Here is a 16752-nt window from a genome sequence, read left to right as displayed (position 1 = left end):
AGGGTATAGCGCGATGCGTTATAAATGCACATAAGCATGATGATGCGTGATTCAGAAAGGCGGGGCACGGACTACAGGAGAAGCATAACGTTCAGGAAGGACAATGCGGGAGATAAAGTGAATAACCAGCGCTTCTGATAAAGACGCGGTCAGTATGGGATTGAGAGATCCTGTTGCGAACAGCGCCGGCGTATACGAAAAGAGTACGCAATAACCGCAAGCGGCATGATCCATCATCATGGATGGTGATGAAGGCGAATGGTGTGATTGCGTCGCGTGATGCCCGGACATCTCATGTCCGGTATGATTATGATGCGGTTCAGCTATACTGCCGCTGTGGCTGGTGGACGCTGTTGTATCATGCGCGCTGGTCGTATCTACAGCAGTACTATGTGCAGCAGTGCTATGTGTAGTCGAGCTATGCGGGTTTGCACCATTTTCATGAGCATGGGCCCCATGAAGCACCAGTGTTTGTGAAATCACTGGGGCAATGAAGATGGTCAAAATAGCGAAGATGCCGACCCAGGCTGGGAAACTTCGCCGTCGTAGCGCGGACAAAAGCATAGCAGTCTTAATTCAATAATACCGGGTTCAGCCAAGGAGTGTACTTTACTTGCCCTGGCATTGTTACACAAATGTTTATATCCACCCTACCTCACACGCCATGTGAACTGTCGTCGCTATCCGTTACTGTTTTTATCGGTGGGGCAAAGGAAATGGCGCGGGCGTAAACGGAATAATCCTACGCACGCGCAGGTCGATATTCGCTATAGTCCGTGGCTGTTTTCCATTTTTACAACCCGGTTTATCATGCTTTATCGTTCTCGTTGTTTAAACGCTGACCTATTATGATGAACAATATCTTTATCAAGTTGTCGGAAAGCTAACTTATCCATTAATATGGATTTTAGTTGATTGAAGCACACCAACAGGGGGAGCTGTGCTGGATAATAAATTTGGGTTTAAACAGCGGGTTGCTAGCCTTCGCTGGCTGTCCGCCGCCGTTATGCTGTCTGTAAGCGCAGTGCCTGCTTGGGCATTTTCTATTGATGATGTGGCACAGCAGGCTGAAAAGCTGGCGCAAAAGGGTTTTGAAGCGCCGAAAAGTAATCTGCCTGCGCAATTCCGTGATATGAAATTTGCGGACTATCAGCAGATTCGTTTCAATAACGATAAATCATACTGGAATAATGTACAGACGCCTTTCAAGCTCCAGTTTTACCATCAGGGCATGTATTTCGATACGCCGGTAAAAATTAATGAAGTGACGGCGACAACGGTTGATGAGATTAAATACTCTCCTGAGTATTTTGATTTTGGTTCCGTTAATCACGATCCTGAAACGGTTAAAAATCTCGGTTTTGCCGGTTTTAAAGTTCTCTATCCGATCAATAAAGCAGATAAGAACGATGAAATCGTCAGCATGCTGGGTGCCAGTTATTTCCGTGTGGTAGGTAAAGGCCAGATTTATGGCTTGTCCGCCCGTGGTCTGGCTATCGATACGGCTTTGCCTTCTGGTGAAGAGTTCCCGCGCTTCCGTGAGTTCTGGATTGAACGTCCAAAACAAAATGATAAACACCTGGTGATTTATGCGCTGTTGGATTCGCCGCGTGCCGCAGGGGCTTACCGTTTTACCGTTTATCCAGGTCGTGACAGCGTCGTAGATGTTCAGGCTAAAGTCTTCCTGCGTGATAAAGTGGGCAAGCTGGGTATCGCTCCGCTGACCAGTATGTATCTGTTTGGGCCGAATCAGCCGTCACCAACGCTGAACTATCGTCCAGCGCTGAACGACTCTAACGGTCTGTCAATCCATGCCGGTAATGGCGAATGGATTTGGCGTCCGCTGAATAATCCTAAGCATCTGTCCGTGAGCACGTATGCGGTAGAAAATCCGAAAGGGTTTGGTCTGCTACAGCGTGGCCGTGATTTTGCTGCCTACGAAGATCTTGACGACCGTTACGATCTGCGTCCAAGCGGCTGGATTGAGCCGAAAGGCGAATGGGGCAAAGGGAAAGTTGAACTGGTTGAAATCCCTACCGCGGATGAAACCAATGACAACATCGTTGCTTTCTGGACGCCGGATGTGTTGCCTGAAACGGGCAAACCGCTGGATATTAAATATCGTCTGCACTTTACGCGCGACGAAGATCAACTGCACTCCCCGAACATTGCCTATGTTCAACAAACTCGCCGTTCTGCCGGTGATGTTAAACAATCTAACCTGATCCGCCAGCCTGACGGCACGATCGCTTACATTGTGGATTTTGTTGGACCGAATTTAAAAGAGTTGGATGAGAACGCTCCGGTAGCCTCTCAGGTCAGCATTGGCGACAACGGCGAGATTGTAGAAAATAATGTTCGCTATAACCCGGTAACTCATGGCTGGCGTCTGACGCTGCGTTTGCGTGTGAAGGATGCGAAACAGCCGACCGAAATGAGAGCTGCGTTGGTTAATGGCGAGACGACATTGACTGAAACCTGGAGCAATCAGCTGCCTGCTAATGAATAAGTCAACTTCTTCTCTCGATTATATTGAGAAACTACCTCTGCCTGCTCCGCAGGCAGAGGTTCTTCGCGAAAAATTACCGCAAGCGGCCTGGAACGATCAGGCCGTTTTGCATCAGGCGTTGTCTGAAGGCAGCCAGTCTGAAGGTCGTCAGGTCAATGTTCAGGCAGAAGACGATGTTGCGCTGCATTCCGTGCAGGCTCGTCTTGAAATGGCCTGGGCTGATGGTCTGGACAACGGTAAGCAACTCGGCACAGACAGGGAAGGGCGGACGGCATTAAAAGCGATGCCTGTTATTACCCGCGCCTCGATGTTCCCTGATGTCTGGCGAACGAACCCACTGATCCGCTGGTGGGAAAGTCTGCTGGGCCGTACCGTGCCGCCTCGCCCTCATTACAGCCCGGAAGAGAAAATTTCCGAAAACCGCTGGCGTCTGGTGGGGACGATCCGTCGCTATATTCTGCTGGCATTGACGCTGTTCCAGACGGCGATCGCAACCTGGTACATGAAAACCATCCTTCCTTATCAGGGGTGGGCGCTGATCGATCCGTTTGAAATGGCGGGTCAGCCGTGGACGCGCTCGGTGATGCAACTGCTGCCTTATGTGCTGCAAAGCGGCATACTCGTTCTGTTCGCGGTGCTGTTCTGTTGGGTGTCGGCCGGATTTTGGACCGCGCTGATGGGGTTCCTGCAACTGCTGATTGGTCGAGATAAATACAGTATCTCTTCCACGACAGTGGGTAACGAGGCGCTGAATCCCGAGCATCGCACGGCGTTAATCATGCCGATTTGTAACGAAGACGTAGAACGCGTGTTTGCAGGATTACGTGCGACGTATGAATCGGTTGAAGCGACGGGCAACCTTGAGCATTTTGATATTTACGTCCTGAGTGACAGTAACGATCCTGATATCTGCGTAGCAGAGCAAAAAGCCTGGATGGAGCTGTGCCGTGATGTTGGCGGAGCAGGGCGTATCTTCTATCGTCGCCGTCGCCGTCGCGTCAAACGTAAGAGCGGTAATATCGATGATTTCTGCCGCCGTTGGGGTAACCAGTACAGCTACATGGTGATTCTGGATGCCGATAGCGTGATGAGCGGTGAATGTCTGACGTCTCTGGTCAGACTGATGGAAGCAAATCCGAACGCCGGTATCATCCAGTCCTCGCCGAAAGCATCGGGCATGGATACGCTATATGCACGCTGCCAGCAGTTTGCAACGCGTGTCTATGGGCCGCTGTTCACCGCGGGCCTGCATTTTTGGCAACTGGGTGAGTCGCACTACTGGGGACATAACGCCATTATCCGCGTTAAACCGTTCATCGAGCACTGTGCTTTGGCACCGCTGCCGGGTGAGGGGTCATTCGCTGGTGCGATTCTGTCTCACGACTTCGTTGAAGCTGCGCTGATGCGCCGTGCTGGATGGGGCGTATGGATTGCATACGACCTACCGGGAAGCTATGAAGAGCTGCCGCCTAACCTGTTGGATGAACTGAAACGTGACCGCCGCTGGTGCCATGGTAACCTGATGAATTTCCGGTTGTTCCTGGTTAAAGGTATGCATCCGGTTCACCGTGCCGTTTTCCTTACTGGTGTGATGTCTTATCTGTCTGCACCGCTGTGGTTTATGTTCCTGGTGCTCTCTACAGCCTTACAGGTTGTGCATACGCTGATGGAACCACAGTACTTTTTGCAGCCCCGGCAGCTGTTCCCCGTCTGGCCACAGTGGCGGCCGGAACTGGCTATCGCGCTCTTCTCGACGACATTGGTCTTGCTGTTCTTGCCAAAACTGTTGAGTGTGATTCTGGTGTGGGCGAAAGGGGCAAAAGAGTACGGCGGCGCTGTCCGGGTATTCCTTTCTCTGCTGCTGGAAATGCTGTTCTCGGTTCTGCTGGCACCGGTTCGAATGCTGTTCCACACGGTATTTGTTGTCAGTGCGTTTCTCGGCTGGTCGGTACAGTGGAATTCTCCACAGCGTGACGACGATGCGACCCCGTGGAGTGAGGCGTTTGTGCGCCACGGTTCTCAGTTGATTCTGGGTCTGGTCTGGGCGATTGGCATGGCATGGCTGGATCTGCGCTTCCTGTGGTGGCTGGCTCCGATTGTCTTCTCGCTGATTTTGTCGCCGTTCGTTTCGGTTTATTCGAGCCGCGCGTCATTGGGGCTGGGTTGTAAGCGTGCCAAGCTGTTGATGATACCGGAAGAGTTTAATCCGCCGCGTGAACTGGTCGCTACGGATGAATATTGCCGGTTGAACCACCAGCGTAGACTCGATAACGGGTTTATGCAGGCTGTCTTTGATCCGTCAATTAACGCCCTTGCCAGTGCAATGGCGACGGCGCGCCATCGCTTCAGCCGAGCGATTGAAGACGTACGTGAGCAGAATGTGCGTGATGCCTTGAATCGCAAGCCGGAAGAAGTGAGCAATAATCAGCGCTTGGCGTTGCTTAGCGATCCTGTAACGATCTCGCGCCTGCACTACCATGTGTGGCAAAAGCCGGAAACGTATGCTGCGTGGGTTGAGTCTTACCAGAAACTTCCCGCACCTCATATCAAAAGCTAACTGCTTGTGGTGTAGAAAGTTAGTGGTGTGAAAGATAAAGCAACGGCAATCAATGCCGTTGCTTTTTTTCGTCTGTCATAAGGTGTCGCAGCTCCGAAACTACAGGAGTGCATTCGTTAATAAAGGGACGGTTCGCCTTCCGGGCGCGTTTTAAAACGGCGGTGCAGCCACATGTATTGATCCAGTGCGAGCAGAATGTTCCGTTCAACCACGTTGTTCATCCAAGCGGCAGTCGTAGTTTCATTATCTACAGGTGCATCCTGTTCCGCTGGCTGGATCAGTAGTTCATAGCCTTTGCCGTCAGGCAGTCGGCGAGGCACGAAAGGGATGACTGCCGGGCGTGCCGTTTTTATCAGCATGTAGCTACCGCGGGTTGTCGCTGCTTTATCTACGGCAAACAGAGGAGCGAATACGCTGCTGCGTGGGCCATAATCATGATCTGGGGCATACCAGATAATGTCGCCCTGCTTGAGAGCGCGAATCATGCCCTTCAGATCTTTTCTGTCCAGCATGGATTTATTAGACCGCATTCTTCCCCACGTCTGTAACCAGTCAATCAGCTTGTTATCATTCGGACGATAGACGCCGATCCCCGGATTGTACATGCCAAAAACTCGCGCACCGAGTTCCAATGTTAAAAAATGCAGCCCGATGAGCAGTACCCCTTGCTTCCGTTCGTTCTCAGGAAGGATGTGTTCAACGCCTGTCACCGTAAACCAGCGCTCGATACGCCAATTCGGCCAAAACCAGGCCATGCCTGTTTCAACTACGCCCATGCCGACAGATTTGAAATTCTTCCTGACTAACACATCACGCTCCGCCTGTGGCATGTCAGGGAAACACAGTTCAAGGTTGCGAGCGGCGATCTTGACGCGCTTTGGCAGCAGACGCATAGCCAGATAGCCGAGTGCGGTACCGATACGATAAATAACGGGGTAGGGAAGCAAAACGATAAGGTACAGGATGCCGATGCCCAACCAGGTGAGCCAATAGCGCGGATGTAGCAATGAACGATTAAAAGAAGGGATTTGTGTCATGGCCTCAGTATCAATGTTTTGGTGCTGGTCAGCACGCGAACCGTTAAAAAACGAGTTAATGGTCAACTGCAAGATAGATTATTGCGGTGCTTTGCCAATAAAACAAATTACCGCTGTGTTATTGACTGATTTTTATGCAAAAAAGCGGATTTGATCGTACCATCTTCAGAGAATGAGTTTTAACCTTTGTTGGCATACCGCGTGGTGAGAGGGGGAAGCGGCGACCCCGATAGGATCGCCTGACACATCGTATTCATCGTTACTGCTTGAAAATACCTCTGGCGTAGCGTGGTTCACTACGCCAGTATTGTGCAGGGGCTGAGACCTGTGCGCCCAGTCTGGCGGCTGCATGCCACGGCCAGCGAGGATCGAAGAGTATCGCACGAGCCAGCCCGATAGCGTCTGCCTCACCGGTTGCAACGATCGCTTCTGCCTGTTCCGGTTCGGTTATCAATCCAACGGCGATGGTCGTAATGCCCACCTCTTGCTTAATCCGCTGCGCATAGGGCACCTGATAATTCGGCGCAGGATGAATCTGCTGTAACGGTGATAGCCCGCCGCTGGAGACATGGATGAAATCACAACCCAATTCGTGCAGCGCTTTACTGAGCTGTACGGACTGTTCCAGATCCCAACCGCCTTCCAGACCATCTGTTGCAGAAATACGTACGCCGACGGCTTTATGTTCAGGGAAAACGTCGCGTATCGCACGGTAAATTTCAATGACCAGACGCATCCGATTTTGAAGCGAGCCGCCATAGCCGTCCGTGCGCTGGTTTGTCAGCGGTGAGAGGAACTGGTGCAGTAAATAGCCGTGGGCAGCGTGAATCTCTATCAGATCAAAGCCCAGACGATCCGCACGTTTAGCGGAGTCAACGAACGAGTCAATTAGCGCACGGATTTGCGGTTCTGACATGGCCTGCGGTGGCGCATCACTGTCATTATAAGGAACAGCCGATGGTGCAATAGTTTGCCAACCGCCCTGTTCCGGGCGCAGAAATGCTCGCCCGCTCCACGGTACGCCTGTTGATGCTTTGCGACCCGCGTGCCCCAGCTGTATGCCGAGAGGCATGGCTGAATAGGTTTTGACTGCGTGAACCGCACCAGCAAGAGCCTGCTCCGTCGCGTCATCCCACAAACCAAGGTCGTGAGGGGAAATTCGCCCTTCTGGTGAGACTGCGGTCGCCTCAATAATAAGTAGCCCAGCGCCAGAATGTGACAGGTTACCTAAATGCATGGTATGCCAGGCTGTCGCCTTGCCATCCTCTGCTGAATACTGACACATGGGGGCAATGATGATTCGGTTGGGCAATTCGAGTTTACCCAGCGATACCGGGGAGAAAAGCTGACTCATAATGACCGATCCTTCGATGATGATACTTCATGAAAGCGAAAATGAATCCCAGAGGTCGTGGGTTTACGGTAGATCACTCTTTCTCGTTACGCTATTCATTTCATGCCCTGACAGCTTCAGCGCTATCAGGTATGATGCCGGGCGATTCAGTATGTCGAGCTATAGCTTGATGATGAACGCCACACGCTAACCTCAATGAAGATAGGAACGTACACCATGCCAGTGTTACATAACCGAATTTCTAATGAGGAACTGAAGGCGCGTATGCTTGCGGAAACCGAGCCGCGTACCACAGTTTCCTTCTATAAATATTTTGCGATTGACGATCCAAAAGCCTTTCGCGATCGTCTGTATATTCAGCTTGAGCAATATAAGGTCTTCGGGCGCATTTATATTGCCACTGAAGGGATTAATGCCCAAATCAGCGTGCCCAATAATCAGTTCGATGCCTTTAAAGCCGCATTGTTCAGTGCACATCCGGCACTCGATCAGATTCGCTTAAATATCGCTTTGGAAGATGACGGGAAATCGTTCTGGGTATTGCGTATGAAAGTACGTGAACGGATTGTCGCCGATGGCATTGACGATCCTACCTTTAACCCGGCGAATGTCGGGCAATACCTGAAGGCCGATCAGGTTAATGCGATGGCCGACGATCCTGATACCGTATTCGTCGATATGCGTAACCACTATGAATACGAAGTCGGGCATTTCGAGAATGCGCTGGAAGTGCCGTCGGATACTTTTCGTGAGCAGTTACCGATGGCTGTGGATATGCTGGATGAGGCGCGTGATAAAAATATTGTCATGTACTGCACGGGCGGTATCCGCTGCGAAAAAGCCAGCGCCTATATGCTGCATCACGGTTTTAAAAACGTGTATCACGTAGAGGGCGGTATCATTGAATATGCTCGCCAGGCTAAAGCTCAGGGGCTACCGCTGAAGTTTATCGGCAAGAATTTCGTGTTTGATGAGCGAATGGGAGAGCGTATCTCTGATGACATTATCGCGCATTGCCATCAGTGCGGAGTATCGTGTGACAGTCACACTAACTGCCGTAATGAAGGATGCCATCTGCTGTTTATCCAATGTCCGAGCTGTGCTGAAAAATACGAAGGTTGCTGTAGCACGCCGTGTCAGGAAGAGATGAAGCTGCCGCTGGAAGAACAAAGGGCGATACGCAGTGGGCGTGAAAATGGGATGAAAATCTTCAATAAATCCAAAGGATTATTGCAGTCAACGTTGCATATTCCTGCCCCTGCAGCGAAAGATAAGGCTAAATAGACAACGGCTTATCGTGCAATATAAAAGCCCTTTCCAACGGAAAGGGCTGTGTACTGTTGATGCGTAGTGCCGCCTTATTTCTGGCGAACGCCTTCAACGGCAATAATCAATTCTACATCCTGTGAAGCTGGACCCAAATCGGTCGTAATGTTGAAGTCTTTCAGCTTGATAGTACCTTCGGCTTGGAATCCTGCACGATAGTTACCCCACGGATCATCACCCTGACCGATGAGTTTGGCATCCAGCTTAACGGGCTTGGTGACGCCATTTAAGGTCAGGTTGCCGGTAATATCGTAATCTTCACCGTCTTTCTTCACTTCCGTGGACGTAAACGTTGCCTGTGGATGCTTGGTAACGTTTAAAAATTCTGCACTGCGAAGGTGCTTGTCACGTTCAGCGTGGTTAGTGTCAACGCTGTTGGTGTTGATAGTGACATTCACTTTATCCGCTGATGGGTTTTTCTCATCAAAGGTAAAAGCGCCATCGAAATCGTTAAAGCTACCGTAAAGCCAGCTGTAACCGAGGTGTTTAATGCGGAATTCGATAAACGCGTGCTGGCCTTCTTTATCGAACTTGTACTCTGCCGCCAGTGCAGAACCGGCAGAGGCAAGCATGGATACTGCAGTCAGGCTCAGTAGTGTTTTCTTCAGCATTGGTATTTCTCCATAAATCCAGAAAGTTAAGGAACGTTGCGACCCAACATCCGTTTCAACGTGTTATCACCATCGATAAAGTGGTGTTTTAATGCGGCTAAACCGTGCAGCACTGATAAGGCAACCACCGCCCATGCAAGATAAAGATGCACGTCGCCTGCTATATCGGCCTGATCCGTCAAGCCGCTGACAATGGCCGGAATAGAAAACCAGCCAAAAACTGAGATGGAATGCCCTTCGGCAGTGGAAATGAGATATCCACTAATGAGAATGGCGAAAAGAATGACATAAAGCGCAATATGAGCCAGCGTCGCGCTGACGCGGGTTAATGTGGAGTAGCTTTTCAACGGCGGAGGCGGTGGGGAGATAAAACGCCACACCACGCGAAAGATTAAGATGGCAAAGAACAGCACGCCAATCGCTTTGTGAATCTCTGGGGCACGGTGATACCAAATATTGTAGTACCCTAATGTGACCATCCACAGCCCTAAAGCGAACATGCCATAAACGGTTAACGCTGCAATCCAGTGCAACAGAATGCTGATATGGCCATAACGAGAAGAGGTATTACGCCAAAGCATGGTGATAACTCCTTATCAGATCGGTAACGCAGTCAATTCGGCGAAATTTAACAGGAAGAAACATAAAATCAATATAAACTTTCAAATTGTAACATTATCATAAACATGAACAATTTTTTTGAATTTAAATTCATAATTTATTCAGTTTGGTTATGGAAACTCTCTACTAGAAATAGATATTTCTGATACCTGTTTTCAGGTGAAAGATGAATAAAGATGGCGGCTAATTAAATTAATTGTGCCAGAAAGACACTCGATTAGTTGAATAATTATGTAGCGGGTGATTATTGGTATAAAAGCAACGAGTATAAAATCAGGCGAGTGTGACATAGTCTATTGATGCTATAAAAAGAAATGAGAACAAGCCTAAAATAACAACACCGCCAATAAGGCGGTGTTGTTATTAAAGCAATTGTCATTAACGTAAATCATTGGGTATTGAATATAATATTAATAACGTTATCAATTACTAATGTTTTCGATAATCACTGGCGTCACAGTCTGTTGATTCGATTTTTGCAATACCGGCTTCGAGTATGTGTATCAACTGCCTTGCAACATCTGTCGTTAGCCAAAGCGTCCGGTCTACCTGTGCTTCATCTGGTGCTTGGTCCGAGGTGGATAAGTAGTGCAAACGGATCATCATGGCGTCATAACTGTCAACGGTGCTGATGTCCCAACCTACAAGAGGATGTGTCTGAATAACTTCATTTTTTCTATCCATAAATACCCCTTATTGACTAGTTACTAACATGAGTGACTAACGAGGTTTCAGGTGGATCATTATTTTTAAACAAGCATTATCAGTATACTGTGGCTTATTTAATTTATGGGAAATATTTTCAATTTTTCGTAAAAAACATTAGACAGGCAGGTATGACGAAGGGATAAGCGATGCATCAGATAAAATATCGGGACGAATAGGCTTTCATCCCGAAGGTGTTGTTACAGGGCAGGCGAACATTATTCTACAGCAGGCCCTGAATTTTTCTCTAATGCGGCAGCAAGTCGGGCAAGGTATTTCTTCATTGCGGGATCCCGATTTTCATTTTGAGATTCCAGTGTCAGATTGTGAATCATCAGCTTGTTTGCTTTCTCATCAAGGCAGAATGCCAGGGACGAAAAGGCGAGTTCCAGAGCATCGATCTTGCGTTGTTGCTCGCCAATCAGCTCCAGCAGTTCCCCGAATGTCATTGCCTCTTCTGGTTTTTCTACCGTCATAACAGATACCCTCGGTCATAGCACATGGCGAAATGCCGCTTTAAACTGCCATTACAGCCTATATCTTCATTATCTTTCAAGCTTTAGATTACTCTGCCGTAAACCAGTCATCGGCACTTTCCCACGTTTCCTGCAAGATTTCAGAGATACGATCTTTGTCCTCTTTGCCAGCTCCCATTACCGTCAGGCTGTTTGCGGATGTATAACGAACCTGAATGGGGGTATCGGGATAAATTTTATGAATACGTTTTTCCAGCTCATGCCTGAGTGCTTCGATGGCACCGGCGGGTAAAGGCGTTGTCTTTGCAAGAGTGATTTCTACGCGCATGCTGACCTCCAAATTTTAAACTGTTTATTTATACAGTTATTGCAGGTGGAGAACAAGACGCGCAATAAAATTTAGCCCATCGGCATAATGCGGATGGGCTTGTCGATTAACGGACTGACCAGTTGAGGCTTTGTCCAGCGAGGAAGGGGATTAGCGACTCGTCGCCGAGCGCGATTTCTTCTGGGAATGTGACGGTTTCACGGTGAAGCTCAATCCAGCTGTCGTTCACCGGCAGGCCATAAAAACGCGGGCCGTTTAGGGAGCAGAATGCTTCGAGTTTATCCAACGCGTTCATTTCTTCAAAAACGGTGGCGTATGTACTTAATGCCGCCTGAGCATTGAACACACCGGCACAGCCGCAGCTGGACTCTTTTCTGTGTTTGGCATGCGGCGCGGAGTCCGTGCCAAGGAAAAGCCGGTCACAGCCGCTGGCGACCGCTTCACGTAGCGCCTGCTGATGTGTATTGCGTTTTAAGATAGGCAGGCAATACAGGTGAGGGCGAACGCCACCAACCAGCATATGATTGCGATTAAACATCAGGTGCTGCGGCGTAATGGTTGCGGCGAGGTAACCATTACCGCCAACAACATACTGCGCGGCTTCTTTCGTCGTAATGTGCTCAAGGACGACCTTCAGTTCAGGGAACTGTTGGCGTAATGGTTCCAGCACGGTTTCGATGAAGCGCGCTTCCCGATCGAAAATATCCACGGCGGAATCGGTCACTTCACCGTGGATGAGTAACGGCATGCCAATTCTCTGCATTTGTTCCAGAATACCGGAGATATTGGCGATGCTGGTCACCCCATGGCTGGAGTTCGTTGTGGCATTGGCCGGATAGAGTTTTGCGGCGGTAAAGACGCCTTGTTCAAAACCACTCACGACTTCGTTGGCATCAAGCGCATCGGTCAGGTAGCACGTCATCAGCGGATGAAAATCATCACCCTGCGGGACCGCGGCCAAAATACGCTGACGATACGCGATAGCGCTGGCTACGCTGGTAATCGGCGGCGTCAGGTTAGGCATAACAATTGCACGGCCGAAGAAACGACTGGTATAGGGGAGAACGGTTTCCAGCATCCGATCGTCACGCAGGTGAATGTGCCAATCGTCAGGGCGACGGATTTTAAGAATAGTGGGCTGTGCGGTCATGGAATTGCGCTCCGGCGGTCAGTAGAAAAACAGCATCTTTCGGTTGGTTTTGGGACTGATACGGCGGGGGATAAGGATAAGCGCAAAGCCATTTGAATGCATCCGTTTGTTGATGAATGCTTGAAATTAACTGTGGATTGGCATTTGATAGCATTATCTTTTCATTGATAAATAAGGGATGTATATGGAAATTCGTATTGTCGCTACTATTCAGGCAAAAGCAGAGTTCATTGCAGACGTTACCGCAACGCTGAAACGCGTGGTGGCACCTAGCCGACAGGAAGCGGGTAATGTGCAGTATGATCTGCACGAAGTTGTGGATAAATCCGGCTCGTTTGTGTTTTTCGAACGCTGGAAAGATCGCGATGCGTTGGCATCACATGAGCAGAGCGATCACTTCAAAAATCTGCTGGCGGAGCTGGACGGCAAAACGGACAGTGTAGATATCAAGCTATTGAATTTTCTAGGCTAAAAATTTATTTATAAAAAAGCCCGCCAATTGGCGGGCTTTTGTCTATAGAAGCCAGGATTACTCGCTGACTGGTGTAGGCTTGGTTGCTGGCGCAGTTGATTGGTTAACTGCAGCATGACCGCCTGCCGAACCTTTTCCTGAGAACGGATAGTCTGGACGTACCCAATCACTGTGTCGAGCTGGCTCAGCATGGTATGCCGGCGCTGGCGCTTTAGTCATTGGCGCTGTCGCATGGAGCTTATAGCGAGGTTGATCAACATCAGCAACTGCTTTTGTTTCGCTCAATACCGGCTCTTCCACAATCTGCTGTTCGCTGGTCGTCGTTACAGGCTCATCCTGAACGCTTTGCGGCGGGCTGACTTCCTGTACTGCGGAAACCGCAGGGGTAGAAACTGGCTCTGCCAGATCGGCTTTCTCGGTTGCATTAGCGTCAACGGCTTGTACATCTTCAGCGACCTGAGTAGCGACAGTATCAGCAGCTGGTGCTTCCTCAACGGCATTCACGGCAACTGCAGCGATAGCATCATCGATAGCGGTGTTCTCGGTAACTGGCTCGATGGCGGTTTCTTCGCCAGCGGTACTCAGCTCGACATCCGCTACATTACTATCCTGGATAACGTCGGCAGACTGTGCTGTTGCGGTTACCGCGACGTCTTCCTGAACCACTGCTTCAGTAATCGCAACGTTTTCAACTGCGTTGGATTCCACTGTGTCTGCTTGTGCTGTCACGGCGGTTTCGACTACGGCTGGTAACAGCGGTGTTTCAATTGCTGCAACGTTCTCGTCCTGCTGATGCTGGCTTTCAGCCTGCTGCGGCTGTGTAAGAGGATAGCTAACCCACACTTTTCCTGATGCCATTTCCGGTGATGCGGCAGCAAATTCCAACTGCATTGGCGACTGAGACGGGTAACGCTCATCACGATAGCGGCGACGGCGCTGGCCGCTGACGCGCAGGTGACGCGGCGAACGACGTGAACGACGCGGCATACCGCCATTCTCGGCATTGGCACGATTTGCATCGTTCTGCTCGTTATCGACCTCGTTATTGTCTACCGCAGTATCGTTTGGCTTGACGTAAGCTTGAGTCTGCTGGGATACATCAGCAACAGGCGCAGTGTTATCAGAGAGGGTATCCTGCTGAGTTTCAGACTGGACACGTACTTTCTGCGTCAACTGACGGCGTTGACGGCGTGGCATAACCTGAGTCGGTGTATCCTGCTCGGCCACATTGTCATCAGAATCATCAATGACTGGCTGTGCTTTTGCCTCAGCCGGAGCCTGTCGGCGCTCATCCTGACGACGACGCTGACGCTCAGCACGTGGTTCACGACGCGGCTGTTCTTCCGAACTGGATTTCTCCGCATTTTCCACAGCGCGGGTGTCAGTAACGGCTTCCTCGTTTTGTCGCTTATTACGGCGCTGATCATCACGCTGTTCACGATTGTCACGATTGTCACGATTGTCACGATTGTCACGATTGTCACGATTGTCACGATTGTCACGATTGTCACGTGAGCCACGATCGCGGCGATTATTACCCTGACGGCGTGAGTTCCGACGTTCAGAACGCTGACCCTCAGTAGATTTCTCTTCTTCTGCTTTCTTATCGTCTGCAGCATCCACTGTTTTTTCAACAGGTTCAGAAGTGAATACGCCTTTCAAGGCACTGAGGAAACGGCTAATGAGGCCCGGTTGAGCATCCTCTGTGGCTTTCGCTACAGCAGGAGCCTCTTTGGCAACTGGAGGCGTGGTTTCTTCTGGCATTTCAGCCATGCTAAACGTTGCTAAAGCCGGTTGCTCAGGCTGTTTACGCTCGATTGTTTGTTCGTCTTGCAACTGCTGCGTTTCCGTTTCCAAACGCTGAGGCAGCAAATAGCTGAGCGTCGGTTTTTCTTCGCCTTTACGGACGCGAACAACGGAGTAGTGCGGAGTCTGCATACCATCATGTGGCACGATGATCGCGCGCACGCCGCCTTGACGTTTCTCAATGGCGTTAACGGCATCACGCTTCTCGTTCAGCAGATAAGACGCAATCTGAACTGGAACAATCGCGTGGACTTCTTTGGTATTTTCTTTCAGCGCTTCTTCTTCGATCAGACGAAGAATAGACAGTGAAAGTGATTCATTGTCACGAATCGTGCCTGTGCCGCTACAGCGTGGGCAGACGTGGTGGCTGGATTCACCCAGCGAAGGGCTTAGGCGCTGACGCGACATTTCCAGCAAACCAAAGCGGGAAATCCGGCCGATCTGAATACGCGCACGATCCTGACGTACAGAGTCGCGCAGGCGGTTTTCAACTTCACGCTGGTGACGAACTGGTGTCATATCGATGAAGTCGATAACGATCAGGCCACCGAGGTCACGCAAGCGCAACTGGCGGGCAATTTCGTCTGCGGCTTCAAGGTTGGTATTGAACGCAGTTTCTTCAATATCACCACCGCGCGTTGCACGGGCGGAGTTGATATCGATTGCTGTCAGCGCTTCGGTCGTATCGATAACGATAGAGCCACCAGACGGCAGGCGAACTTCACGCTGGAAAGCCGATTCGATCTGCGATTCGATTTGATAGTGGCTGAAAAGCGGAATTTCGCCACTGTACAATTTGATTTTGCTGCTGAAATCGGGACGACCCAGCGCAGAAATATGTTCTTTCGCCAGATCGAGAATTTTTGGGTTGTCGATCAGGATTTCACCAATGTCCGGGCGCAGATAGTCACGGAAAGCACGGACGATTACATTACTTTCCTGATGGATCAGGAATGGTGCAGAGCGGCCTTCGGCGGCTTTTTTGATCGCGTCCCAGTGTTTCAGACGGAAAGCCAGATCCCACTGCAGCGCTTCAGCGGATTTGCCCACGCCAGCGGTACGAACAATAAGCCCCATGCCATCGGGCAGTTGCAACGATCCCAACGCTTCTTTGAGCTCGGTACGATCGTCACCTTCGATACGGCGTGAGATACCGCCTGCACGAGGGTTATTCGGCATTAAGACCAGATAGCTGCCTGCCAGACTGATAAAGGTGGTCAGTGCCGCGCCTTTGTTGCCACGCTCTTCTTTATCTACCTGAACAATGACTTCCTGACCTTCACGTAACACGTCTTTGATGTTAGGACGACCATGGGAAGAATAGTTGCTAGGGAAGTATTCGCGGGCGATTTCTTTAAGAGGGAGGAAACCGTGTCTTTCAGCGCCGTAATCAACAAAAGCGGCTTCAAGACTAGGTTCGATACGAGTGATTTTACCTTTGTAGATATTTGCTTTCTTCTGCTCATGGCCTGGACTTTCGATATCCAAATCATACAGCCGTTGACCATCAACCAAGGCAACACGCAACTCTTCCTGCTGAGTTGCGTTAATTAACATTCTTTTCATCTTCAACTTACTCGTTATTTTTACTTGCATTATTGATAGAGCTGCGGACAAAAGAACCGCATGACCGGAGTGAACCGATGGTCTCGTGGCTTATCGCAGGGACGTCAACCTCCCGGTTGTCGCCTGCATAGAGACGCATGTTTCGGTAGCCTGTGTTTCCTGATGGAAAACAGCGCATTTACTGAGGGAACAGCTTCTGAATTATGTCGCCAGATCTGATTCCATTTGCCGGCC

The 16752-nt window shown here is 50.0% G+C and carries 14 protein-coding genes; 4 read left to right on the top strand and 10 right to left on the bottom strand.

What is annotated here, in order from left to right; all coding sequences use genetic code 11:
• Positions 1-51: 51 nt before the first annotated feature.
• Entirely contained in the window at positions 52-564 is a 513-nt protein-coding gene (locus QWJ20_RS11860; RefSeq protein ID WP_433992609.1) for a DUF2946 domain-containing protein, read from the bottom strand.
• Between the two features lie 442 nt (positions 565-1006).
• Here QWJ20_RS11860 and QWJ20_RS11855 point away from each other — a divergent pair, with 442 nt between their 5' ends.
• Together QWJ20_RS11855 and mdoH are read left to right on the top strand one after the other, a co-directional pair.
• On the top strand, positions 1007-2509 hold the full coding sequence (locus QWJ20_RS11855) for a glucan biosynthesis protein G (RefSeq protein WP_095995398.1): 1503 nt from the start codon (positions 1007-1009) through the stop codon (positions 2507-2509).
• Positions 2502-5066, top strand: a complete 2565-nt coding sequence (gene mdoH, locus QWJ20_RS11850; protein WP_104213180.1) for a glucans biosynthesis glucosyltransferase MdoH — start codon at positions 2502-2504, stop codon at positions 5064-5066. The genes QWJ20_RS11855 and mdoH overlap by 8 nt, the downstream gene beginning before the upstream one ends.
• 116 nt (positions 5067-5182) lie before the next feature.
• Here mdoH and QWJ20_RS11845 read toward each other — a convergent pair whose 3' ends face one another.
• Positions 5183-6103, bottom strand: a complete 921-nt coding sequence (locus QWJ20_RS11845) for a Kdo(2)-lipid IV(A) acyltransferase (RefSeq protein WP_433992608.1) — start codon at positions 6101-6103, stop codon at positions 5183-5185.
• A gap of 259 nt (positions 6104-6362) precedes the next feature.
• Complete coding sequence (locus tag QWJ20_RS11840; protein WP_433992607.1) at positions 6363-7457, bottom strand: NADH:flavin oxidoreductase/NADH oxidase; 1095 nt, start codon at positions 7455-7457, stop codon at positions 6363-6365.
• A gap of 216 nt (positions 7458-7673) precedes the next feature.
• Here QWJ20_RS11840 and trhO point away from each other — a divergent pair, with 216 nt between their 5' ends.
• Positions 7674-8741 (top strand): oxygen-dependent tRNA uridine(34) hydroxylase TrhO, encoded by a 1068-nt coding sequence (trhO, locus tag QWJ20_RS11835; RefSeq protein ID WP_433992606.1) that lies wholly within the window; start codon positions 7674-7676, stop codon positions 8739-8741.
• Positions 8742-8815: 74 nt separating this feature from the next.
• Here the strand turns inward: trhO and QWJ20_RS11830 are convergent, their stop codons facing one another.
• From QWJ20_RS11830 to pyrC, 6 genes are all read right to left on the bottom strand, one after another.
• Positions 8816-9391 carry a YceI family protein gene (locus tag QWJ20_RS11830; protein WP_161503050.1) on the bottom strand — a complete coding sequence of 192 codons (576 nt, stop codon included), beginning with the start codon at positions 9389-9391 and terminating at the stop codon, positions 8816-8818.
• A 29-nt stretch (positions 9392-9420) separates the two neighbouring features.
• Complete coding sequence (locus QWJ20_RS11825; protein ID WP_095994863.1) at positions 9421-9975, bottom strand: cytochrome b; 555 nt, start codon at positions 9973-9975, stop codon at positions 9421-9423.
• Positions 9976-10444: 469 nt separating this feature from the next.
• Positions 10445-10699, bottom strand: a complete 255-nt coding sequence (gene bssS, locus QWJ20_RS11820) for a biofilm formation regulator BssS (RefSeq protein ID WP_095994862.1) — start codon at positions 10697-10699, stop codon at positions 10445-10447.
• 239 nt (positions 10700-10938) lie between these two features.
• A complete protein-coding gene (locus QWJ20_RS11815; protein ID WP_095699877.1) occupies positions 10939-11196 on the bottom strand; it encodes a hypothetical protein in 258 nt (85 codons plus the stop codon).
• An 88-nt stretch (positions 11197-11284) separates the two neighbouring features.
• Entirely contained in the window at positions 11285-11524 is a 240-nt protein-coding gene (gene dinI / locus QWJ20_RS11810; protein ID WP_095699876.1) for a DNA damage-inducible protein I, read from the bottom strand.
• Positions 11525-11630: 106 nt separating this feature from the next.
• On the bottom strand, positions 11631-12674 hold the full coding sequence (gene pyrC / locus QWJ20_RS11805; protein WP_433992605.1) for a dihydroorotase: 1044 nt from the start codon (positions 12672-12674) through the stop codon (positions 11631-11633).
• Between the two features lie 184 nt (positions 12675-12858).
• On the opposite strand from pyrC, the gene QWJ20_RS11800 reads away from it, so the two are divergent.
• Complete coding sequence (locus tag QWJ20_RS11800) at positions 12859-13146, top strand: putative quinol monooxygenase (RefSeq protein ID WP_119888691.1); 288 nt, start codon at positions 12859-12861, stop codon at positions 13144-13146.
• Positions 13147-13203: 57 nt separating this feature from the next.
• On the opposite strand, the gene rne is transcribed toward QWJ20_RS11800, so the two are convergent.
• A complete protein-coding gene (gene rne / locus QWJ20_RS11795) occupies positions 13204-16518 on the bottom strand; it encodes a ribonuclease E (protein ID WP_433992604.1) in 3315 nt (1104 codons plus the stop codon).
• Positions 16519-16752 lie beyond the last annotated feature (234 nt).

It is taken from the genome of Pectobacterium sp. S5 (assembly GCF_051707265.1).
GTDB classification, from domain to species: Bacteria; Pseudomonadota; Gammaproteobacteria; order Enterobacterales; family Enterobacteriaceae; genus Pectobacterium; species Pectobacterium polare.
This window is presented reverse-complemented; position numbering and strand designations above follow the sequence as displayed.

What these genes read in the sequence shown, in the direction of transcription:
- QWJ20_RS11855 (WP_095995398.1), top strand. Translation starts at nt 1,007, where the DNA reads ATGCTGTCTGTAAGCGCAGTGCCTGCTTGGGCATTTTCTATTGATGAT.
- rne (WP_433992604.1), bottom strand. Translation starts at nt 16,518, where the DNA reads ATGAAAAGAATGTTAATTAACGCAACTCAGCAGGAAGAGTTGCGTGTT.
- QWJ20_RS11860 (WP_433992609.1), bottom strand. Translation starts at nt 564, where the DNA reads ATGCTTTTGTCCGCGCTACGACGGCGAAGTTTCCCAGCCTGGGTCGGC.
- bssS (WP_095994862.1), bottom strand. Translation starts at nt 10,699, where the DNA reads ATGGATAGAAAAAATGAAGTTATTCAGACACATCCTCTTGTAGGTTGG.
- QWJ20_RS11840 (WP_433992607.1), bottom strand. Translation starts at nt 7,457, where the DNA reads ATGAGTCAGCTTTTCTCCCCGGTATCGCTGGGTAAACTCGAATTGCCC.
- QWJ20_RS11815 (WP_095699877.1), bottom strand. Translation starts at nt 11,196, where the DNA reads ATGACGGTAGAAAAACCAGAAGAGGCAATGACATTCGGGGAACTGCTG.
- trhO (WP_433992606.1), top strand. Translation starts at nt 7,674, where the DNA reads ATGCCAGTGTTACATAACCGAATTTCTAATGAGGAACTGAAGGCGCGT.
- mdoH (WP_104213180.1), top strand. Translation starts at nt 2,502, where the DNA reads ATGAATAAGTCAACTTCTTCTCTCGATTATATTGAGAAACTACCTCTG.
- pyrC (WP_433992605.1), bottom strand. Translation starts at nt 12,674, where the DNA reads ATGACCGCACAGCCCACTATTCTTAAAATCCGTCGCCCTGACGATTGG.
- QWJ20_RS11825 (WP_095994863.1), bottom strand. Translation starts at nt 9,975, where the DNA reads ATGCTTTGGCGTAATACCTCTTCTCGTTATGGCCATATCAGCATTCTG.
- QWJ20_RS11800 (WP_119888691.1), top strand. Translation starts at nt 12,859, where the DNA reads ATGGAAATTCGTATTGTCGCTACTATTCAGGCAAAAGCAGAGTTCATT.
- QWJ20_RS11845 (WP_433992608.1), bottom strand. Translation starts at nt 6,103, where the DNA reads ATGACACAAATCCCTTCTTTTAATCGTTCATTGCTACATCCGCGCTAT.
- dinI (WP_095699876.1), bottom strand. Translation starts at nt 11,524, where the DNA reads ATGCGCGTAGAAATCACTCTTGCAAAGACAACGCCTTTACCCGCCGGT.